This window comes from Thalassotalea litorea (assembly GCF_043642205.1).
Lineage (GTDB): Bacteria > Pseudomonadota > Gammaproteobacteria > Enterobacterales > Alteromonadaceae > Thalassotalea_A > Thalassotalea_A litorea.
Genome location: NZ_JBHZSG010000037.1, coordinates 14,595 through 35,538, shown reverse-complemented (window position 1 = coordinate 35,538; position 20,944 = coordinate 14,595). Strand labels below are relative to the sequence as shown.

General features: G+C 43.5%; 20 protein-coding genes. 11 read left to right on the top strand and 9 right to left on the bottom strand.

The features are described 5' to 3' along the window. Positions 1-296: 296 nt before the first annotated feature. The 3 genes from phoR to ACHUFQ_RS13755 form a co-directional block, all read right to left on the bottom strand. Positions 297-1,631 (bottom strand): phosphate regulon sensor histidine kinase PhoR, encoded by a 1,335-nt coding sequence (gene phoR / locus ACHUFQ_RS13765; protein WP_394176391.1) that lies wholly within the window; start codon positions 1,629-1,631, stop codon positions 297-299. Between the two features lie 6 nt (positions 1,632-1,637). Further along, positions 1,638-2,330 carry a phosphate regulon transcriptional regulator PhoB gene (gene phoB / locus ACHUFQ_RS13760; protein ID WP_394176389.1) on the bottom strand — a complete coding sequence of 231 codons (693 nt, stop codon included), beginning with the start codon at positions 2,328-2,330 and terminating at the stop codon, positions 1,638-1,640. A 165-nt stretch (positions 2,331-2,495) separates the two neighbouring features. Next, positions 2,496-3,437 (bottom strand): porin, encoded by a 942-nt coding sequence (locus tag ACHUFQ_RS13755; RefSeq protein ID WP_394176387.1) that lies wholly within the window; start codon positions 3,435-3,437, stop codon positions 2,496-2,498. A 351-nt stretch (positions 3,438-3,788) separates the two neighbouring features. Between ACHUFQ_RS13755 and ACHUFQ_RS13750 the strand changes: the two genes are divergently transcribed. From ACHUFQ_RS13750 to ACHUFQ_RS13725, 6 genes are all read left to right on the top strand, one after another. Then, positions 3,789-4,757 carry a PstS family phosphate ABC transporter substrate-binding protein gene (locus ACHUFQ_RS13750; protein WP_394176385.1) on the top strand — a complete coding sequence of 323 codons (969 nt, stop codon included), beginning with the start codon at positions 3,789-3,791 and terminating at the stop codon, positions 4,755-4,757. 214 nt (positions 4,758-4,971) lie between these two features. After that, positions 4,972-5,271 (top strand): hypothetical protein, encoded by a 300-nt coding sequence (locus ACHUFQ_RS13745; RefSeq protein ID WP_394176383.1) that lies wholly within the window; start codon positions 4,972-4,974, stop codon positions 5,269-5,271. A 54-nt stretch (positions 5,272-5,325) separates the two neighbouring features. After that, entirely contained in the window at positions 5,326-6,111 is a 786-nt protein-coding gene (locus ACHUFQ_RS13740) for a PhzF family phenazine biosynthesis protein (RefSeq protein WP_394176381.1), read from the top strand. 301 nt (positions 6,112-6,412) lie between these two features. Continuing rightward, complete coding sequence (locus ACHUFQ_RS13735) at positions 6,413-6,856, top strand: hypothetical protein (protein WP_394176380.1); 444 nt, start codon at positions 6,413-6,415, stop codon at positions 6,854-6,856. Then, entirely contained in the window at positions 6,853-7,350 is a 498-nt protein-coding gene (locus ACHUFQ_RS13730; protein ID WP_394176378.1) for a hypothetical protein, read from the top strand. Before ACHUFQ_RS13735 ends, ACHUFQ_RS13730 begins: the two co-directional genes overlap by 4 nt. 460 nt (positions 7,351-7,810) lie before the next feature. Then, on the top strand, positions 7,811-8,059 hold the full coding sequence (locus ACHUFQ_RS13725; protein ID WP_394176376.1) for a hypothetical protein: 249 nt from the start codon (positions 7,811-7,813) through the stop codon (positions 8,057-8,059). A gap of 395 nt (positions 8,060-8,454) precedes the next feature. On the opposite strand, the gene ACHUFQ_RS13720 is transcribed toward ACHUFQ_RS13725, so the two are convergent. Further along, entirely contained in the window at positions 8,455-8,955 is a 501-nt protein-coding gene (locus ACHUFQ_RS13720; RefSeq protein WP_394176374.1) for a glycine cleavage system protein R, read from the bottom strand. Positions 8,956-9,317: 362 nt separating this feature from the next. Here ACHUFQ_RS13720 and ACHUFQ_RS13715 point away from each other — a divergent pair, with 362 nt between their 5' ends. Next, on the top strand, positions 9,318-10,973 hold the full coding sequence (locus ACHUFQ_RS13715) for a dipeptidyl-peptidase 3 family protein (protein WP_394176372.1): 1,656 nt from the start codon (positions 9,318-9,320) through the stop codon (positions 10,971-10,973). A 232-nt stretch (positions 10,974-11,205) separates the two neighbouring features. Here the strand turns inward: ACHUFQ_RS13715 and thiI are convergent, their stop codons facing one another. Continuing rightward, a complete protein-coding gene (gene thiI, locus ACHUFQ_RS13710) occupies positions 11,206-12,669 on the bottom strand; it encodes a tRNA uracil 4-sulfurtransferase ThiI (RefSeq protein ID WP_394176370.1) in 1,464 nt (487 codons plus the stop codon). Between the two features lie 228 nt (positions 12,670-12,897). On the opposite strand from thiI, the gene xseB reads away from it, so the two are divergent. The 4 genes from xseB to ACHUFQ_RS13690 all read left to right on the top strand — a co-directional run bounded on the left by xseB (position 12,898) and on the right by ACHUFQ_RS13690 (position 16,992). Further along, entirely contained in the window at positions 12,898-13,146 is a 249-nt protein-coding gene (gene xseB, locus ACHUFQ_RS13705; protein WP_394176369.1) for an exodeoxyribonuclease VII small subunit, read from the top strand. Then, positions 13,146-14,036 carry a (2E,6E)-farnesyl diphosphate synthase gene (gene ispA / locus ACHUFQ_RS13700; protein ID WP_394176367.1) on the top strand — a complete coding sequence of 297 codons (891 nt, stop codon included), beginning with the start codon at positions 13,146-13,148 and terminating at the stop codon, positions 14,034-14,036. Before xseB ends, ispA begins: the two co-directional genes overlap by 1 nt. Positions 14,037-14,048: 12 nt before the next feature. Continuing rightward, positions 14,049-15,911 (top strand): 1-deoxy-D-xylulose-5-phosphate synthase, encoded by a 1,863-nt coding sequence (gene dxs, locus ACHUFQ_RS13695; protein ID WP_394176365.1) that lies wholly within the window; start codon positions 14,049-14,051, stop codon positions 15,909-15,911. A 151-nt stretch (positions 15,912-16,062) separates the two neighbouring features. Further along, a complete protein-coding gene (locus ACHUFQ_RS13690; RefSeq protein WP_394176363.1) occupies positions 16,063-16,992 on the top strand; it encodes a DUF808 domain-containing protein in 930 nt (309 codons plus the stop codon). A gap of 141 nt (positions 16,993-17,133) precedes the next feature. Here the strand turns inward: ACHUFQ_RS13690 and ACHUFQ_RS13685 are convergent, their stop codons facing one another. From ACHUFQ_RS13685 to ribD, 4 genes are all read right to left on the bottom strand, one after another. Then, positions 17,134-17,826 carry a hypothetical protein gene (locus tag ACHUFQ_RS13685; protein ID WP_394176361.1) on the bottom strand — a complete coding sequence of 231 codons (693 nt, stop codon included), beginning with the start codon at positions 17,824-17,826 and terminating at the stop codon, positions 17,134-17,136. A 157-nt stretch (positions 17,827-17,983) separates the two neighbouring features. Further along, positions 17,984-19,093, bottom strand: coding sequence for a bifunctional 3,4-dihydroxy-2-butanone-4-phosphate synthase/GTP cyclohydrolase II (ribBA, locus tag ACHUFQ_RS13680; protein ID WP_394176359.1), 1,110 nt, complete (start codon positions 19,091-19,093; stop codon positions 17,984-17,986). Between the two features lie 14 nt (positions 19,094-19,107). Next, the gene (locus tag ACHUFQ_RS13675; RefSeq protein ID WP_394176357.1) at positions 19,108-19,761 is read right to left on the bottom strand and encodes a riboflavin synthase; all 654 of its coding nucleotides are present in this window, start codon (positions 19,759-19,761) and stop codon (positions 19,108-19,110) included. A 14-nt stretch (positions 19,762-19,775) separates the two neighbouring features. Beyond that, entirely contained in the window at positions 19,776-20,924 is a 1,149-nt protein-coding gene (ribD, locus tag ACHUFQ_RS13670) for a bifunctional diaminohydroxyphosphoribosylaminopyrimidine deaminase/5-amino-6-(5-phosphoribosylamino)uracil reductase RibD (protein ID WP_394176356.1), read from the bottom strand. Positions 20,925-20,944 lie beyond the last annotated feature (20 nt).

The following is a 20,944-nucleotide window of genomic DNA, read 5'->3' as shown; positions in this document are numbered from 1 at the left end:
ATAAAATCTATGTGGTAACTGAACCTCTGCCCTAACTCTGAGTTGTGCACAAACTTAATGTGATTGGTATTACCATTCACCTCAAAAGTTGCATCCATTGTTTATCTCCCTTACCAGCGTATTATGGTGACGTTTCTGCTCTATCGACTTGAGCGTGCCCCTACAAACTACCATAATACTTCAATAAGTTAACCGTAAACTCCTTATATTTTCATTGGCCTATTGCCGATATATCTGAAGGTTTTTGGCTATCTCGATTACCAACTTTTGGAGGTTTCAATATCCGATGCGATTTATTAACTGATGATATGTTTTTTAGGGTGACTTTTGCCTATTACAAAACAGTCTTGGGCAGGAAATTCCATCTTAAAGTTAGAACCTTTATGCAATGTACTCTCAATGTGTAATTGCGCGTGATGATGATGTGCAACATGCTTGACGATAGCCAATCCGAGTCCGGTTCCACCTGTGTCTCTGGAGCGAGATTTATCAACTCGATAGAAGCGTTCGGTGAGTCTAGGGATATCCTCTGAACGGATACCAACGCCGGTATCACTAACCTGATAAACACAATGTTCACCAACCCGTTGCCAACTCACTTTTATTGTGCCGCCATCAGGCGTGTAGTTTAGGGCATTGACTAAAAGGTTGGCAAAGGCACTTTTAAGTTCCGATTCATTACCTTTTAGGCCTAGCGTCTCATCGACGTCAAATAACAACTTATGTTGCTTGTCTTTGTTTAATATTCTGGCATCGGCAATTAACGTGTTCATCATCTCAGGGATATTAACCATGGCCTTGATTTCAATATCCGCATTCACTTCCACTCGAGACAATATTAACAATTGCTCGACCAACCTATCCATGCGAGTAACCTGTTGTTCGATGGTACTGAATGTTCGCAGCCATTGTTCGGAAAAATCCTCGGTCTGTTCCTGGATCAGTTCCATATAGCCGCGAACCACAGTCAGTGGGGTTTTTAATTCATGAGAGACATTGGCAACAAAGTCGCTGCGCATTTTTTCCACACGGTGCAGTTGACTGACATCACGTGCCAGTAATAAATATTGCTTATCGCCGTAGGGCATAAACCGCAGTTCAAGCTGTTGATCTTCATTATCCGGAGATTCCAGCGAGCATGGTAAGGTGAAATCATTTTTGCCGATATAATGAGTAAGTTCGGGAGAGCGAACCAAATTAGTAATGCGTTGACCATTATCGAATGGCCAACGGATACCTAGTAAATACGTGGCTTTTTTATTGCACCAGCGAATACAATAATCCAAATCCAGTACAACAGCAGCATCCGGAAGGGCCTCGGCACCATCGCGAAATTCACGAATGCGAGCATTCAGCTCACGTTGTTTACGGCGATATTTTTGTGTACGACGATAAATACCATCATAGATATGCCCCCATACACCTGACGATTCTGGCGGGGAAATCAGATTTTTCTGCCATAACCAGTTGATTAATTTCAGCAGGTGTCTGTAGTTCCAGATAAGTACAATCACAGCACCGATTAACAGTACTAATTGCAGCTCGCCAAACAGTAAACCGGCGATAACAAGACAACTAATAAACGTTAAAACTCGATGAAAAAACTGTTTTAACGAAAAGCGGTAGATCATATTTGTTTAATTTACCCTACTGGAGAATCGGTAACCGGCGCCGCGTACTGTCTGCACAAATTCTTCGTGACCGTCGCCCGTTATGGATTTGCGCAGCCGCCGAATATGCACATCGACGGTTCTGTCTTCAACATAAACATTTGTACCCCAAACATTATCAAGTAATTGTTCTCGCGAGTAAACTCTTTCAGGGTGGGTCATAAAAAAGTGCAGCATTTTGAACTCAGTAGGGCCCAGTTCGATGGGTTTATTATTGATTGCAACACGGTGAGACACCGGGTCAAGACTAAGGCCTTTAAATTCGATTAGCTCTTCTAATGCCGTAGGGGCAACGCGGCGTATCACCGCTTTGATGCGCGCAATAAGCTCTTTTGGAGAGAACGGCTTTGTCACATAATCATCAACGCCAACTTCAAAGCCTTTTACTTTGTCTTCTTCGTCAGAACGAGCCGTGAGCATAATAATAGGAATATTGCGAGTATATTCCTGTTGCTTTATTTCCCGGGCTATTTTAATGCCGCTGCCACCTGGCAACATCCAGTCTAACAACACTAAATCCGGTAGCGGATCCACTAAGCTTTCCTTCGCCTGCTCATAATCCGCAGCTTCAATGGTATTAAACCCATTTTGTTCAAGCACAAAAGTGATCATTTCCCGGATCGGAGTTTCATCTTCAACAACTAATATCTGTCGGTTCATAGTCCTTCCTGACAAACTGATTTACAAAACATTAACCTCATTGTGCCAACTCAACGTGACACTTTTATGACAGCGTTCATAAAAAGATCATTAGTTATACCGTTGCAATTAGCAAGAAAAAAGCCGCACAGTGGCGGCTTTCTTTTCCGGAATCGATAAGCTCGCTTAGAACTTATATTCAATACCTGTACCAAAGTAATTACGATCCGTTGCATCGTCAAACTTATAATCAGTATAAAATGCCATGATTTTAGCATTCTTAGCAATTTTGTAATCAACACCTACGGTATAACCCGTAGCATCATCTGAAGTTGTCACGCCTGTGTCTTCTAACTCATAGCTGCCTTGTTGGAATTGTCCTTTTAGATCCCAGTTTTCGATGGTGTATTTTGCCGAAACGAAGTATCCGTCCAATTCTTCACCAGAATCAAGATTCTCCTGATTTTGGATCATGGCACCTAAAACAATGCCCGCTAATTTAGTAGAAACCGTTGCACGATTAACATCATAACCTTTAACATCACGGTCCATAGCAACTGATGCGAACCAATCTGTTTTCTTTAATTGATTGTCACCGTAAAACAAGGCTGCACTGACGCCTTCATCATCTTCATTAGCGCTACCGTTTGTTACATAAGTAAGGCCTAACTGGAATTCACCAAATTTAGGTGTCTTGTAGGTTACGGTATCACGTAAACGATTTTCACCTTGGAAGATATTTTTGATATCACCTTCCATATCGTTGAACAAATCAACTTTACCTTGAGATTGCTTAGTAACGGTATCGTTTTTACCCAATACCAACTTACCAAAACCGCCCTCTAAACCAACGTATTGGTTACGGCCAGAGATGTTCTCATCACCTTCACCATCGACATCAACCTGTACTTCGAATTTGACGATGACTTTTAAGTCATCATTAACTTCGTAATGAGAGTTAACACCTAAACGCGATGCATTACTCTTTACTTCAGTAAAGCTGCCGTCACCTTCATCAGAAAGCTGAACAGTCACGTTGGCTTTACCATAAAACTCATTATTTGCTAAAGCGGTTGAAGAAAATACGGTTAAAACAGCTAATGCTGCAGAGGATTTTACTAAGTTCATTGCGCTACCCTAAAAATTTTATTAGCAAATGGGGTTTATTGCACTTGATAGTTCAATAACCCCTAGTAATTCTTAATTGAGCGCATTGTGACATTGGAATATGACACTTTTGTGACAAGGTGAATTTTTTTTGGCATTTTCTTGATGATTTTATGAAGATTTACTTTTTTTTAACATAAATAATTCATATAGATGTCGCTATTTCTTCATCTATATAAAGGATTATTTGGGCTAACCTGCCTCATTTATATAAAAATTTTTTTAATTTTTTGTCATTGTCATAAAAGCGTCATATTTTTTTCTTAAGATGATTTTGAAATTTTTAATCAAGATATCTCTTTGGGGAATACAATGACTATCAAACGAGTATTAACAGCGGTAAGTTTTGCTGTTGCCACTTTTACCAGCCAAGCGGTTTTGGCATTGGACGAGAATCTACCTGAATACAAGAAAGTAAGCGGTATTTCCGGCAACCTTTCTTCTGTTGGTTCTGATACTCTGGCGAACATGATGACGTTCTGGGCAGAAGAATTTAAGCGCAACTACCCAAGCGTTAACATCCAAATTCAGGCGGCTGGATCTTCTACTGCGCCACCTGCTCTTACTGAAGCCACAGCAAGTCTGGGTCCAATGAGCCGCAAGATGAAATCGAAAGAAATCCAGGCGTTTGAAAAGAAGTTTGGCTACAAACCTACACCCGTGCGTGTTGCCATTGACGCGTTAGCGGTTTTTGTTCATAAAGATAATCCGATTGAAGGTTTGAGTATTCAACAGGTTGACGCTATTTTTTCCAGTAACCGTAAGTGTAAGGGCGAAAAAGATATCGACCGTTGGGGCGACCTTGCGCTAACTGGTGACTGGGAAGACAAAGATATCCAGTTATATGGTCGTAACTCCGTATCTGGTACATACGGTTACTTCAAATCAAAAGCCCTTTGTAAAGGTGACTTTAAAAACACCGTAAACGAGCAACCAGGTTCTGCATCTGTAGTGCAATCAATTTCTGCGTCTTTGAACAGTATCGGATACTCAGGTATTGGTTATATGACCTCTGGTGTTCGCACGTTACCACTGAGTAAAAAAGGTACTGATTACGTAGAAGCTAACATGGAAAATGCTACTTCAGGTGATTACCCACTATCTCGTTATCTATACGTTTATGTGAATAAGCATCCAAGTAAGCCACTTGCTCCGAAAGAAGCTGAGTTCTTAAAAATGATTCTTTCTAAATCAGGTCAGAAGATTGTAGAAAAAGATGGTTATATTCCTCTTCCTGCAACCGTATCTGAGAAAGAAATGAAAAAACTTGGACTGCTGTAATCGAAAACGATTAACACCTTATATGTTAAAAGCCACCATCCGGTGGCTTTTTTGTTTGCAAAGAAAATGATTTTACTTATTTGCATCATACAGGCTAATCCGGTAATTTCAGTTAGTGGCCAACGGCCGAGTTGAGCGATCTGCAGTCATTCGAGTATTAAAAATATCGGAACTCAAAATCCGTTTTCCCAATTAGTTTTGCAAGGAAGTCATAGTGTATTTTCAAGTGTTATTGGAAGGTGAAAATTTTTTCATAGAAATTGACGGTAAAGAAGATTTACTTGGATTTGTGACCACTCGTTGGGTTAAAGCGTGTAATAAAGAAGACGCAGAAATAAAAGCTGTAGAGTTAGTAAAGAATGATATTAATCTCCAGAAATTACTCGTAAAGACTGCACATAACTCACCGTTACCCATGATTTATTTGAGCGATATCTGCAATGTAAATTGGTTTGCCTATTTTCGTCGTAACCCAGGATCGGGGTATTCATTTTATCAAATGGCTAGCGAATAAATATAACGACTCTAACGAAATTTTTCCTTCCTTTAATAATATAAAGCTTTATTAATGACTACTTATACTATCCATACCGTAAATGCCTTTACAGACTCAGAGATTGGGGGGAACCCTGCGTCAGTTATTTGCTTAGAAACGATGCCTGCTGAAAATACGTTATTGGAAATAGCGGGTAAACAAGCATCTCCAGTGACAGCTTTTGTAATGCCTAATCAAGATGACAATGCATATGGAATTAGGTGGTTTTCTCAACAAAAAGAAATAAATCTCTGCGGCCATGGAACCTTAGCTGCTGCTTCGGTTATCTTTTCAATAAATCATGATATAGATGAACTAAATTTTACTAGCCCTTTTGGCGATGTAAAAGTAAAGATGGAAGGTAGTGGGCTTTCAATGGTGTTCCCAATTTGGAAAAGGCACGCTATTGGATTGAAGAGATTACAGTATGGCTTGTTTCATTCAAAGGTTGTGGACCATTATGTCACGAGAGACTTAATTCTAGTTTTGGAAAACGAGCAAGATGTTGTGCAGTTCAAGCCTAATAAACAGCAAATTATCCAGTCTGGATATCATGCTGTAATTGTGACGGCAAGAGGAGAGCGAAGCGATTATGTTTTACGTTTTTTTGCACCGTCAATAGGTATAGATGAAGATGCCGCTACAGGTTCTGCTCAGTGTTCTTTAGCGCAATATTGGTCACAGAAATTAAATAAAAGTGATTTGATAGTCGAGCAGTTATCTTCTCGAAAAGGTTCTTTTCAAATTAAAGTAATGGAGGATACTATCTCAATTAAAACCAGCACCAAAATTCTCCAGGCAGAAAACTTTACGTTCTAATTTAATGGAAGAGAATGCCACGATTGCGTCGCGGGTTGTAATCCGTTATTTTGAATGAAAGACTGGACGGCCGTGATGAGCGATCTAGAGTCACTCAACTATTCTTTTTCGCCATACAGTTATAGTGTTTTGCTTGCATAGTCAGGAAAACGACCCTATCGCTCGTTTTTGTTCGTAATCAAACTAAATTTCCACTCTATTTTGTGAATGCTAGCAATTAGTTAGTGGCTTTGGTAAAAATAGGTTATTCAGAAAATGTGCGATTAGCTCGCAGCAACATGTTGTACCTCAGGAGAAGCCAATGTTTGGGTTGTTTAAAAAGAATTCTAAGCCAGAAATAAAGAGAGGCACAGAAGCTCCTGTTTCCCCTTTCGAGATTTTGCTGCCTGAAGAATTAACACAAGCCCAAATTCCAAACCTACATATTGGTTCAAAAGTCCTTGATATACTCCGGACAAATTCCAATGATGTACAAACTCTCGAAGTCTTCGAAGGTATGCCTGTTGTAAATTCTAATAACGCTCAACTCAAAGAGTTTGTAAATGTTGTAAACGGGGCAAAACAAACATCGGCTTTAAAAGAGCAAATTGGCTTAATGTGCTTTGCGCCAAAGACACCTGACTCTCTGGGAGCGCTTTGCTGTCTCGTAAATGGCGTTCTGCATGAATTTCATATTATTAATCGCGGTGGCGGCGCAACATTGAACTATCAATTTACAAGGGTCGTACATGCAAAGGCACAATGAAAATAATTCATTACAAATCTAACGCTCCCTGGGTTGGGAAAATGAAATGCCCTAACTATGAATGCGGCAAAGAAACTCCTACTTGGCAATCAAGTGGCATGAGTGATAGTTGTCCTCATTTCTTTTGTGATACATGTTCTAACGTCCTTCATCGAGAAGCAGATAAAGAATTACTGTATGGAAACGAAATAAATGAAGAGCTGCTTGCCAAAATTGAAGCAACATTACCTGGTTGCCCGTGTGGTGGTAAATTTGTACCTAGTGCAAACCCTAAGTGCCCCTCATGTAATACAGAGTATGCTCATCAATGGGAGCCAGTTGAGAGGCTCAAAGTTCCATTTATGCCAATACTAGATGGTTCATGCTTAATTCGTGACAGACTCTATTCATATGAGGTTTGCATTGGTTCAAAACCAAAGTATTGGTGGCGTTTGTTTAAAAATGCCTTAACAAGCAAAGGCATTGGTCGCAGCAAAGCTGAGCCCATGCTTTAGGCGTTAGAGGCCTTATGGAGATCGTAGAATTTCAAGGGATGAGATGCATACAGCGGCCATTAGAAGATTGGACGCGCTATGTGTGCAAGCACCTTAAAGCTGTTGTTTCTGATCCTGGCAGCGATAAACCCTCGGCAATAAACCAAGTCCTTCAAAATGGAAGTAGAACATCCGATATATTTTTAATTGTTAATGGGCCACTTCCAAAAATTGAAGCTCGAAATAATTCACCTTTAGTGCAAACAACAAGCTGCATAAGTTGTGGGCAATGCTGGATTAATGTTTATGAATCAGACAACCTCTAACAAGTTGTCTCAAGTAGGGCCTCAGCGAGACAGCCTGCACTGCGTTTCGGCTGCCCCTTCGCAAATAGTTACAGAAAGTCTGCTTTTGCAAATCTCGCTCATTTGCAAGGAATAACTGAACGACTCTGAATGACACGGAGAAGTAATTCGAATTTATGGAAAAACTAACTCACGAGCAAGTAGCACTGATATCCTCACTAATTAAGCTTCTTAATCGCGGTATTAAAGAAGTGAATGTTGAATTGTATGCAAGTGTACTTTTTTCATCGGGCTTCAATGTAGGGATATACAATGAAGTCGTACCTACTTTGGTTAAATGTGGGCTTATTAAATCAAGTTTCGATGCGCCTAGAGATGGTCCGATTATTTCACTTACTTCCAAAGCAATTGAACAATTTAGTTAGTAGTTGTGACTCAACTCAATAATGGCTATGCCAAAACGGACTTGGCTTGTACCCGTTAATCTCACATTTATTAGCGGAGTTTACATCTCGAAACCAGCGTATATTAGCAATTGCTAACGGGCAGCTATTGGCACATCAGAGCCGTTCGGCTCTAGCCCTAGATACCGTGTAGTATCACGGCATGACGCAAGAGTTTTTGCTTTTTCTCCCACCGAAAATTGCTCCTGCATTTTCGGCATATAGGCCAATCCCTAGCCAAAACCTTCCACCTTCCACCAGCGAAGCTTACCTCACTCGAAGTGACGTTTTCCGTCACATTCCCGGAGTATCGTTTACGATACGTACTAAACGAATTTACAAACGGGAATATTTGTTCCCGTTTTAACTTCAAAGCGCTAATTAACCACCACATCAACAATCAAATCATCGGCAATGCCTTCCAAAGCACCCACCAATGAATCGATATGATCATCGCCAGTAATGGCAATGGTGGCGGTAGCCTTAAATAGCTTTTGGCCGAAATGCGGCGCGTTACCCTGAGTGCTTACCAGTTTGACTAAGTTACCGCCCTGGGCGTGAATCACCGAAGAAATCTCGCCAATAATGCCGATACGATCATTCGCTGTTAGATCAAGGCGGATAGTGTCATCGGTAAGTGACACTGGCTCTGTGACTTCGGTGGAAATAGACAGACCTTCAATATCTTTTAGCGCCGCCAGTAAATTATCACTGTGTTCGTTATCGACAGACACTTCCAAAATACCGGCAAAAAATCCCGACAGCTTACGCATACTTGAGGTCTGCCAGTTACCATGATGCAGCTTAATGGTTTTTGCCAGCGTATCCACGATACCGGGTTTATCCTTGCCTAAAAACGAAATCACAATATGTTTCATAGCTTTTCCCTATTTCAATTATCGAAACGTAAGGGGGTGTTATTCCCCCGTTTTTATCTCAATAACGTATTAAATTAATATGCGTTTATCGAGCGCGAACCGAGCGATAGAATAAAAACATTGCTGCTAAAGATGAACCGCCCATAAATAAGTTAACGCAAAACCCTGAGTTTGCCCAATATATAAAAGGTTGTTCAGCAACAATCAACATCATTGCTCATGTCAATTCAGACAAGTTGCTATTGTGGTATTATTTTTCTACGCTTTCGCCATAGCCAAATGTGGTTCCTAAGATTGCATATGATGTCATTGCAAATAAAGAAACTGCGTTAAACAGCCAAAATTTATTATGGAGTATTCTTATGCTGGCTTTAAAATCATTTTCACGTCTTAGCTCGGCGGTTTTGCTTGCAGCTACCCTTGGGGGGATTCAGGTAAACGCCTTCGAGCAACCTATGACATTAAAACCAGAATTTAAAGACCGTTTGGGTATTTATCAGGAAGTCGAACTCACTGCCGATCTAACGCACTTAAGTGATAATCAGCGTACCATGTTGTCGTTATTAATCGACGCCTCAAAAATCATGGATGAGCTGTTCTGGTTGCAGGCCTACGGTGAAGGCAAAAAAGATCTGCTCAAGCAAATCGACGATCCCGCTGTTAAACGCTTCGTTGAGATTAATTATGGTCCATGGGATCGCCTCGATGGTGACAAACCATTCCTAACCTCGGTCGCCAACAAACCCGAAGGTGCGCAATTCTATCCCGCGGATATGACTAAGGAAGAATTTGAACGAGCTGACTTTGCCGGGAAAACCTCTTTATATACGCTGGTACGCAAGGATAAAGAAGGCAAACTTTTCACCATCCCCTATTCCGAAGCCTACACGGATCATATTAACCGCGCCGCAGCGATTTTAGAAAAAGCTGCTACGCACGCCGACGATGAGTCGTTTGGTAATTACCTGAAAATGCGCGCTGAAGCTTTGCGCAGCGATGACTATCAGGCATCCGATATGGCATGGATGGATATGAAAACCAATCCGATTGATGTGGTTATCGGCCCAATTGAAACCTATGAAGATTTGTTATTTGGCTATCGCAGTGCATTTGAGTCCTATGTCTTAGTTAAAGATATGAGCTGGAGTGAGAAGCTTGCCAAATATGCCGAGTATCTGCCTAAACTGCAAAAAGATTTGCCGGTGAAAAAGGCTTATAAAAAAGAAGTCCCAGGATCCGATGCCGACCTCAATGCCTATGATGTCATTTACTATGCAGGTCATTCCAATGCCGGTGGTAAAACCATTGCCATCAACCTCCCAAATGATGAAGAAGTCCAGTTGCAAAAAGGCACCCGTCGTCTGCAGCTTAAAAATGCCATGCAAGCAAAATTTGATGCCATTATGTTGCCAATATCTGAGCAACTCATTGCCGAAGAAGACCGCAACCATATTACCTTCAACGCATTTTTTGCTAACACCATGTTCCATGAGGTCGCTCATGGTCTGGGTATTAAAAATACCATTAACGATAAAGGTACCGTGCGCCAGGCATTAAAAGAACATGCTTCGGCTTTAGAGGAAGGTAAAGCGGATATTCTTGGCCTATACATGGTACGTCAATTGTTGGCCGAGAAGGTTATTAGTGAAGGTGAGTTAAAAGACTACTACACCACATTTATGGCGGGCATTTTCCGCTCGGTGCGATTTGGCGCAAGCAGCGCCCATGGTAAAGCCAATATGGTGCGTTTTAACTATTTCGCTGAAAACGGTGCGTTTTCCCGAGATGAGAAAGGGTTTTACCGAGTAGACATGGACAAAATGACAGCCGCTATCGACTCGTTATCGGAGTTGATATTAACGCTCCAGGGAGATGGCGATTATGACGGGGTTGGCAAACTAATGGAGGATTCCGGGATGATCAAAGCAGAACTGGCGACGGATTTGAAGAAATTAGAAGACGCCAAGATCCCAGTAGATATTGTGTTCAAGCAAGGTAAGATGGTGTTGGGTCTGTAATACCCGATCCATTAAGTTTTAGCACAGCTCAGAGTCAGGGCAGAGGCGTCATAGAGATGCCTCTGCTGAGTGACGAGTACATGAATCGAAAGATTTATTCCAGATAAAAAAATTAACAATTTCACGCCAGATCGCGAGTATTTTCATATGCCCATTTAGGCGCATTACATCTTATACCTGCAACAACCTTTGATTATAAACCGACAAGAAAAGTCCCAGACTTTTCTTGGTCTTACGGACGATATACCTTCACATTGTCAAAACCATTGTCATGCAGATACAAGGCCTGCAGTTTGCTCATTACGCCGCGATCGCAGTACAGCAAATAGGTTTTGTCCGATGGTAAATCACCAAACTGAGTTGCCAGCTTATAAAACGGAATATGTTGTACATCGACATGTTCCAATTCCAATGGGTTTGCGTCTTCTTCTTCCGGAGAGCGAATATCGATAACCACATGGTCATGCCCTGCACTGTCGACGGTTTCAATCCGGTCAACCGTTGCCACTTCATCTTCCGTCTCCATGGCAATATCGCGCATATCAAGAATTTTAGTGCGGCTAACCACATCGGTAAGGATATCCATATCAAAATTATCTTCCTCGGCTTCGATGCGAGACAGTACCGCTTTGACTGTAGGCTTTTGCGAAATCACACCACAATATTCGGGCATGGTTTTCGCAAAATCTTCGGTACCGATTTCGCGGGCGATATCGATAATTTCCTGTTTATCCATGGCTACCAACGGGCGCAGAATCAAGGTTTCGGTAACCCGATCAATGACATTGAGGTTGGTTAAAGTTTGCGATGACACCTGGCCTAACGCTTCGCCGGTTACTAACGACTGAATTTTACGCTTTTCTGCGATCATTGACGCGGCACGCATCATCATCCGTTTTAACACAACGCCCATCTGGCCGTTGTCTACTTTTTCCAGAATTTCGGCAACCACAGGTTCAAAATCAACCGCGAAAAATTTCACCCGATGCGAAGCCCCGTATTTGTTCCACAAGTAATAGCAGACTTGCTTAACACCCACTTCATGGGCCGAACCGCCCAAATTGAAGAAACAAAAATGGGTTCGAGAGCCTTTACGGATCATCTGGTAACTGGCGACGCCCGAATCAAAACCACCTGACATCAAAGACAGCACGTCTTCTTGCGTGGCGATAGGAAACCCGCCCAACCCCTGATGACGATGCGAAACAATAAATAGCTGGTCTTTGTTGATCTCTAATCGAATGGTGACATCCGGCTTGCGCAATTGTACGCGTGCAGTTTCAACATGCTGATTCAATCCGCCACCGACATATTGTTCAACCTGCAAAGAATTAAAATCTTGCTGACCGGTACGTTTGGCGCGCACACAGAAGGATTTGTTTTCAATGGTTTTGGCATGTACGGCCAGGGTTTTCTGGAAAATATCATCCAAATCGGTGTAAGCACTTTGTTGCACTTCAAGGAAATGCGGGATCCCTGGCACACATTGTAATGTTTCGACAAGTAACTGACGGTTTTCTGCAGAGTCATTTTTACTGGTAACTTCAATACTGTCCCAGTTAATCTTGGTACGTACCTGCTCATCAACACGCTGCAACACGTTCTTAATATTAGATTCCAGGATTTTGGTAAAACGCTTGCGAACCGGACGGGATTTAATGGTGATTTCCGATTGCAATTTAACAATAAATTTCATTGATACTGCCAGTTAAGCCATAAATCAGAGTATTATACACAACCAAGCAATAATTGCCTGTCAAATGCTGGCGTTGATACACTTTTGCAAGTATTTGAGCTGGGTAAAATCACAGAACTTGTCTCCCCCATTCCTGCAGGCAAATTGGCGTGCAAACTTCCTCTGAGAAGGTTTACAGGTTAGAATGCCGGGAAATAACCAAAAAATTAGCAAATTACCGGGGCAAGTATGGCAAAGAAAAAGCCGGAAAATCTAAGTTTTGAAGAGTCGATGACTGAACTAGAAACCATTGTTGCTCAATTAGAGCAAGGTGACTTGTCACTGGAAGATTCGATGAAGCTATTTGAACGCGGTCTGGCGTTGAGTCAGCACGGTCAGCAAACGTTGGCCAACGCTGAGCAAAAAATTCAGATACTCATGAATAATGATGAACACGCTCAGTTGCAGCCATTTGACGGTATGGAGTCAGACAGCTAGTGGCGATTTTGGCAAATCTTGAATCCTACCAACAACGCATTGATGACTTTTTAACACTGCAGCTTGAGCAACTTAGCGTAAATGATCCTAAGCTTCTTGCCGCGATGAATTATGGGTTATTGATCGGCGGCAAGCGCATGCGTCCGTATTTGGTCTACACAACTGGTGAGATGTTAGGGGTTGATTTACAGGATCTGGATGCGATTGCAGCTTCGGTCGAATGTATCCACGCCTACTCATTGTTACACGATGATCTGCCGGCTATGGATGATGACGATCTACGTCGCGGCCAACCTACCTGTCACCGTAAGTTTGACGAGGCCACAGCGATTCTCGCCGGTGATAGCCTGCAAACACTGGCATTTGACATCTTAGCCAACCACAAGTTTATCGGCGTTAGGGCGAAACAACAGATTAAGCTTTTACAAATGTTGAGCCGGGCATCAGGTTATCAGGGGATGTGCGGTGGTCAGGCAATGGATCTGGCCGCAACCGATACCAGCGTTACACTTGCCCACCTTGAACAAATTCATCGATTAAAAACCGGCGCGTTGCTTGAATCCGCTATTTTGATGCCGACATTGTGCGTTGACGATATCGACCCTGAACACGTTGCGTTATTAACGCAATACTCTGCTACAACGGGGCTGTTATATCAGGTTCATGACGATATTATTGATATCACCAGTAGCGAAGCCATTCTTGGCAAACCGGCGGGTTCGGATCAGCAAGCGAATAAATCGACCTATCCAGCATTATTAGGTCTGCAGGGAGCGCAGGAAAAAGAGCGGGAGTTATATGCTAATTCACTTCACGCATTAGACGCTTTGCCCTACAATACACAGAATTTAGCGAATTTTTCCACGTTTATCGTACAACGTGATCATTAAACGAAAGAATTTATGACTATTGATCTTCAAAATTATCCTTTGTTAGCGCAAATCGATAAACCTCAACAGCTGCGCGAGTTTTCTCAGGATCAGCTAAAACAGATCAGTGATGAGTTACGCAGCTATTTGCTCAACTCCGTCAGCAAAAGTAGTGGCCACTTTGCATCAGGTCTCGGTGCCATTGAGCTAACCGTTGCCTTGCACTACGTCTATGACACGCCTTTTGATCATCTAGTCTGGGATGTCGGTCATCAGGCCTATCCTCATAAAATCCTAACCGGTCGTCGCGATCAATTGCACACCATACGTCAAAAAGACGGATTACACCCATTTCCGTGGCGTCAGGAAAGTGAATATGATGTGCTCAGTGTAGGTCACTCTTCTACATCTATCTCCGCAGCATTAGGTATGGCCGTTGCCGCAGAGAAAGAAGGTTTGAATCGTAAAACCGTTGCGGTGATTGGCGATGGTGCGATGACCGCCGGCATGGCCTTTGAAGCACTAAACCATGGCGGAGACATTCACAAAGATTTACTTGTAGTGTTAAACGACAATGAAATGTCGATTTCCGAGAACGTCGGAGCCCTGAACAACCATTTGGCCAAACTATTATCGGGCAGTTTATATACTGGCTTGCGCGAAGGTGGTAAACGAATTCTTGGTTCCATTCCACCGATCAAGGAATTGGCTTCAAAAGCCGAAGAACACATCAAAGGCATGGTTGTACCAAGTACCTTTTTTGAAGAGTTGGGTTTTAACTATATTGGCCCAATCGACGGTCATGACGTAAATGGTCTGGTAGATACGATACGCAATATGCGCAGCCTAAAAGGCCCACAAATTTTACACGTGGTAACCCGAAAAGGTAAGGGTTACGAACAGGCTGAGCAGGATCCGATCAAATACCATGCGGTGCCTAAATTTGATCCCGCCAGCGATTCGTTACCGGCAAGTAAACCAAGTTTGCCGACCTATTCGAAGATTTTTGGCGACTGGCTATGTGCTACCGCAGAAGATGATAACAAGCTCATGGCAATTACGCCGGCAATGCGCGAAGGTTCCGGAATGGTTGAATTTAGTCAACGTTTTCCGGATCAGTACTTTGACGTCGCTATCGCCGAGCAACACGCCGTCACGTTTGCCGCGGGACTGGCTATTGGTGGTTACAATCCCGTGGTTGCGATTTATTCGAGTTTCTTACAGCGAGCGTATGATCAACTGATCCACGATGTTGCCATTCAAAATTTACCGGTGTTGTTCGCGATAGATCGCGCGGGTATTGTCGGTGCCGATGGTCCAACCCATCAGGGCGCCTTTGATTTGTCATTTATGCGTTGCGTCCCGAACTTAGTGATTATGACGCCCTCCGATGAAGCGGAGTGCTGTTTGATGTTAAATACGGGCCATCAATTACAACAACCTGCGGCGGTGCGTTATCCGCGTGGCAGTGGAACCGGTGCAAAGCTGCCCGGCATTTCACAAACCATTGAAATCGGTAAAGCCAAACAGGTTCGCGATGGCGAAAACGTTGCGATTCTGGCGTTTGGCACTATGCTGGCTGAAGCTTATCGCGTAGCCGATGATATCAATGCCACGTTAGTTGATATGCGCTTCGTCAAACCACTAGATGAAGAAAAAATCAAAGAGCTGGCGGCATCCCATAATTATCTGGTTACGGTTGAAGATAACGCCATTGCCGGTGGTGCTGGTTCGGCGGTGAGTGAGTACTTAATGCAACAAGGGTTAAGTCAGCCAGTACTGAACATCGGTATCCCGGATGAGTTTATTAAACACGGTACCCAAACTGAGATCCACGCCGAACTCGAACTTGATGCGACAGGCATCATGAAGCGAATTCAGGCATTTATCCAATAGATTAATCGCCCTTAAGCCAAAACTTAAGGGCTTATTTTTGCCTTACCCTATTAACATTTTATTAACACATTAACGGTTTGGGTTTATGTTTATTTTATCCAACGGGGGTTAAATCCCCCATCCAGTTAATGAACTGACGAAAGGTCTTTCTATGGCAGGTTCCAGCTTATTCGCACTGATTGATAAAATCGCCGTTGCATTAGACGATGTGGCATTAATGACTAAAGTAGCGGCTAAGAAAACTGCTGGCGTATTGGGCGATGATCTGGCCTTAAATGCGCAACAGGTCAGCGGCGTAAAAGCGGATCGGGAGATACCCGTAGTCTGGGCGGTCGCCAAAGGTTCCTTCCTAAATAAACTTATCCTGGTGCCTGCCGCTTTGCTGCTCAGTGCCTTTATGCCCGTATTAATCACACCATTACTCATTATCGGTGGCGCGTATCTTTGTTATGAAGGGGTGGAGAAAATCTATCATAGCTTTGCAGACGATCACGATGGCGAACAGCATCAAAAGGATCTTGAAGCTCTGACCGATGAAAATGTCGATCTGGTGGCATATGAAAAAGATAAAATTAAAGGTGCAATTCGTACGGATTTTATCCTGTCAGCCGAGATAATAATAATCGCGCTAGGAACGGTGCAGCATCGCCCGTTTATCGATCAGGCAACCGTGGTTTCTCTGATTGCCGTATTAATGACCGTAGGGGTTTATGGGCTTGTTGCTGGCATTGTTAAAATCGATGATTTAGGGCTGTATTTACTAAACAATCCAAAATCTGGTTTGCGTGGAAAAATCCGTAATAAAGTGGGCAATGGATTACTTAGCTTTGCACCAAAGCTAATGAAGAGCTTATCTTTTCTGGGCACCGCAGCCATGTTCTTAGTTGGAGGTGGTATTCTCGTGCACGGTATCGAGTACTTTCATCACCTACAACTCGCCGCCGAAAACGTCGTTAATACCTGGCCTGCGCATAACTGGTATTCCTGGTTAGTCAGTCCGATATTTACTTTGCTATTAGGAATGATCCTTGGCACTCTGGTTTTAGCGGCCGTTAAAACCTTAAGTAAGCTAAAACCTTAAGTAAGCTAAAACCGGCTTAACCTCATCGCGCCGTAAAAACCGGCGCGATGATGGAAAATCGCGCATTGCTGTTTAGATTATATTCTGGTCTTCGGACATCTGAATATTGGCTAAGCAATGTTAGTTCAAAGCTTCTCCAAACTAGGTCATTAACTCGTGGCACCACAACGTAAAGTCGGTCCACCAGGGCATATGTGGTAACGCTTTGTATAAAATCATATTGGCGCCCCAAGCCAGAGTCAGGTAAATAAAGGGTCTGGCATTTTGCTTTTTCCGCAAATCCATAAATACCAGAATCAGCATTAAAATAAGCGGAACAAACATCAAAGAAAATAAACTCGGTGCCTCACTCTCAAAGGCGATAAATAGACGCCTAACTGCTCTGCCAAATCCAGGCATCAGAAACACAAATGCCGTTGCTATCATGTATCTGGCATGTAATGCCGGGGTTTTACGGTAATAGATCGCGTTGGTGAACAAAAACGCGAACAGCGCTGCCAGGAACAATCCAAACCAATGGATGCTGAGCAGCCCCGGTGGATACGGTGGTGTAATCCGACCGACAAAATCAAACGCGACGTAAACCGCTGAAGCAATGACTAAAGGGCCGATGATAAACGCCATGCGACCGGCTTGCTTATGAACCGGGAAGTTTTTGCTGCGCATTAACCAGGCTTGTGATATCAGTAACAGACACCAAATTAGCATGATAATACTGTGGAAATGACGGGCAAATGAATGTTGCTGCTCAAGCTGAGAAAAATAGCTTGGCCAGAAGCCAATAACCAGGATGATCATTAGCAATATAAAATAAAGATAGGCTTGTTTGAACATAGGCTCTCCCAGTTAAATACAGTCAATACTGCTGGGAGAGACATGTTGCTTGACTAAAATTTATACAGCAAATATTTTATTAAATCAATTGGCTGTGAAACAAGCCTATTCAAAATAGCCAAACCGACAACTCAAGTAAGGCATTTAGAGAACGACGTTAGCCGTGAATATATTCGACGATTTCTAATCCAAAGCCGGATAGTGAGTGGTACTTGGTTTGTGAGCTTAACAGGCGCATTTTACTTACCCCAAGATTGGCAAGTATTTGCGAGCCCACCCCGACATTGCGGGAACCAACATGCTTTTGCACTTCTTTAACGTCTTCGCCGGCATCCTGAAGCGCAAACTTCTTCACTTGCTGAATCAAGGCCTGCGGCGTTTGGTGCTTACCAAGAAGCACGAGTACACCACCCTCTTTGGCGATTTTCTGTAAAGCGCTGGCAATCGGCCAGGACGTAACGTTACCGCGTTGACAATATAGAAGATCTTTAAAGGTATTCTCTAAATGCACCCGCACTAACGTCGGCTCATCGGCGTTAATATCACCTTTGATTAACGCGAAATGACTCTGGCCATCGATCGTATCGGTGAAGGCGACTAAATCAAACTCACCAAACGTGGTGGGAAATTTACATTCACTGACACGTTGAATGGTAGTCTCAGTCGCATTTCGATACTCAATCAAATCGGCAATAGTACCGATTTTTAAATCGTGTTTTTTGGCAATAACTTCTAGGTCATTGCGGCGCGCCATGGTGCCATCTTCATTAAGAATTTCAACGATAACAGCTGCCGACTCTAATCCGGCCAATCGGGCCAAATCCACGCCAGCTTCGGTATGCCCGGCACGGTTTAATACACCGCCATCTTTCGCCACGAGCGGGAATATATGGCCCGGCTGTACCACGGATGTATGATCCGCATCTTTGTCGACGGCCGCCAAAACTGTCGTTGCACGATCCGCTGCGGATATACCTGTGGTAACCCCTCTGGCAGCCTCGATCGAAACGGTAAAGTTGGTGGTGAACTGAGCTTCATTATTATCTACCATCAAAGGTAACTTCAGGCGCTGACAACGCTCTTTGCTCATTGGCATACAGATTAACCCGCGGCCATGGGTGGCCATAAAGTTAATTGCCTCCGGCGTTACTTTTTCTGCCGCCATGATAAAGTCGCCTTCGTTCTCGCGATCTTCATCGTCCATCAGGATAACCATTTTGCCTAGTGCGATATCGGCGATCAGTTCCTGGGGAGAATTAAATTTCATAATTACCTCTTGGCTTAAATAAAGCCACTTTTTCTTAATAAAGATTCACTAATACCGGAGCTCTGATCTTGCTGTTCCCGGCACTGCAATAGTCGCTCCAGATATCGGGCGACTACGTCTACTTCTAAATTTACCCAATGACCAACGCTGTAACTTGCAATGATGGTTTCGGCCCGGGTATGGGGCACAATCGTTAGACGAAAGGTGTCATTGTCAACGCTGTTTACGGTAAGACTCACGCCATCGATGGTGACCGATCCCTTTTCTGCTATATAGCGTTTTAGTGAGCTATCCACCTGGAGCCAATATTCCCAGGCATTGCCTCGTTCCGTGACCGAAACGACCTTTGCCACTCCATCAATGTGACCACTGACAATATGACCGCCAAATCGGGCTGTTGCCTGCATCGCTTTTTCAAGGTTTACACGCTGACCTGTCTGATAGTGGCCAAAACCTGTCCGTTCTAGCGTTTCCATCGACACGTCAGCGCTAAAGCTGACATTGCTGAACGCAACCACGGTCAGACAAATACCATTGGTGGCAATAGAATCTCCCAGGTTTACGTCGGACATATCCAGACCCTGAGTATCAATTTCAATACGTGCGCCGTTCGCTTGGCGATGAATGGCTTTTATGCGGCCAACGGCTTCAATGATTCCGGTAAACATAATGTGTTACTTTCTTAATGCTGATTAATACTGGCTCGAATACGAATATCCGGGCCAATTTTGCGAATATCATTAATGGTTAATTGCGGCGCCTGAGCTAACAATTCCACTTCAGGTAAGGCAAGTAAACTGATTGCCTGTGCGCCCATGAGTTTAGGTGCCTGATATAACCATAGCTCATCGACAAGTCCACCTGCGATAAATGCAGAGGCAAGTTGACCACCCGCTTCTATCATCAGGTTATTGATACCGGATGTTGCCAACGCTGTTAACAATAGATTCAAATCTACCTTGCCAGTCTCTTGCTCAGTACCGGCAATATTTAGCGTTTGCACATGCGTCGGCCAGTCAGGTTCTTGCTGCAGCGTATTCTGGTTACGCACGACAATAATTTTTGATGGCTGCTTGAATAAGGCAAGTTCCGGGGACAATCGATATTGACTGTCAATAATGACACGAACAGGCTGACGTAGGTTTTCAGGCTCTATCACTTGTTGTGCAAAGCCAAGTTCTTCGTAGCGGACAGTCAGGCGTGCGTCATCGATAAGCACAGTATCTGCACCAGAGATAACGGCACAACTAAGGGCTCTGAGCCGTTGTACATCCTGACGGGATTCGGGCGACGTAATCCATTGGCTTTCGCCACTTTGCATGGCAATTTTACCATCGAGAGAGCTCGCAAGTTTACAAATAACATGCGGCAAACCGGTCTGCATTCGCTTGATAAAGCCCTGATTAATTTGCCTTGCGGATTGCTCTAGTAAACCGACTTTGGTGTTAATGCCCGCATCTTCGAGCATTTCGATACCACGACCACTAACTTGGGGGTTTGGATCCTGCATGGCAATGATAACCTGTGTAACACCAGCTTTTGTCAGCGCCTTTGCGCAAGGCGGAGTGCGGCCATAATGGCTACAGGGCTCCAGAGTGACGTAGGCAGTGCATCCGAGAGCATGATCACCGGCCATCGCCAATGCATTCACTTCGGCATGCCCTTCTCCAGCTTTGACGTGCCAGCCTTCACCAACGATGACTTCATCTTTCACCAAAACACAGCCAACAACCGGATTGGGCGAGGTGCTATACCGGCCACGCTTTGCCAGCTCTATTGCGCGTTGCATATAGAGGTAATCCGTCTTGCTAAAGGTATTGTCTAAACTCACAAATCAACCCTGGTATTGTA

What these genes read in the sequence shown, in the direction of transcription:
- ACHUFQ_RS13755 (WP_394176387.1), bottom strand. Translation starts at nt 3,437, where the DNA reads ATGAACTTAGTAAAATCCTCTGCAGCATTAGCTGTTTTAACCGTATTT.
- ACHUFQ_RS13720 (WP_394176374.1), bottom strand. Translation starts at nt 8,955, where the DNA reads ATGAAACATATTGTGATTTCGTTTTTAGGCAAGGATAAACCCGGTATC.
- dxs (WP_394176365.1), top strand. Translation starts at nt 14,049, where the DNA reads ATGACTATTGATCTTCAAAATTATCCTTTGTTAGCGCAAATCGATAAA.
- phoR (WP_394176391.1), bottom strand. Translation starts at nt 1,631, where the DNA reads ATGATCTACCGCTTTTCGTTAAAACAGTTTTTTCATCGAGTTTTAACG.
- ACHUFQ_RS13685 (WP_394176361.1), bottom strand. Translation starts at nt 17,826, where the DNA reads ATGTTCAAACAAGCCTATCTTTATTTTATATTGCTAATGATCATCCTG.
- ribBA (WP_394176359.1), bottom strand. Translation starts at nt 19,093, where the DNA reads ATGAAATTTAATTCTCCCCAGGAACTGATCGCCGATATCGCACTAGGC.
- xseB (WP_394176369.1), top strand. Translation starts at nt 12,898, where the DNA reads ATGGCAAAGAAAAAGCCGGAAAATCTAAGTTTTGAAGAGTCGATGACT.
- ACHUFQ_RS13690 (WP_394176363.1), top strand. Translation starts at nt 16,063, where the DNA reads ATGGCAGGTTCCAGCTTATTCGCACTGATTGATAAAATCGCCGTTGCA.
- ACHUFQ_RS13725 (WP_394176376.1), top strand. Translation starts at nt 7,811, where the DNA reads ATGGAAAAACTAACTCACGAGCAAGTAGCACTGATATCCTCACTAATT.
- ACHUFQ_RS13735 (WP_394176380.1), top strand. Translation starts at nt 6,413, where the DNA reads ATGTTTGGGTTGTTTAAAAAGAATTCTAAGCCAGAAATAAAGAGAGGC.
- phoB (WP_394176389.1), bottom strand. Translation starts at nt 2,330, where the DNA reads ATGAACCGACAGATATTAGTTGTTGAAGATGAAACTCCGATCCGGGAA.
- thiI (WP_394176370.1), bottom strand. Translation starts at nt 12,669, where the DNA reads ATGAAATTTATTGTTAAATTGCAATCGGAAATCACCATTAAATCCCGT.
- ACHUFQ_RS13715 (WP_394176372.1), top strand. Translation starts at nt 9,318, where the DNA reads ATGCTGGCTTTAAAATCATTTTCACGTCTTAGCTCGGCGGTTTTGCTT.
- ACHUFQ_RS13750 (WP_394176385.1), top strand. Translation starts at nt 3,789, where the DNA reads ATGACTATCAAACGAGTATTAACAGCGGTAAGTTTTGCTGTTGCCACT.
- ACHUFQ_RS13730 (WP_394176378.1), top strand. Translation starts at nt 6,853, where the DNA reads ATGAAAATAATTCATTACAAATCTAACGCTCCCTGGGTTGGGAAAATG.
- ACHUFQ_RS13740 (WP_394176381.1), top strand. Translation starts at nt 5,326, where the DNA reads ATGACTACTTATACTATCCATACCGTAAATGCCTTTACAGACTCAGAG.
- ACHUFQ_RS13675 (WP_394176357.1), bottom strand. Translation starts at nt 19,761, where the DNA reads ATGTTTACCGGAATCATTGAAGCCGTTGGCCGCATAAAAGCCATTCAT.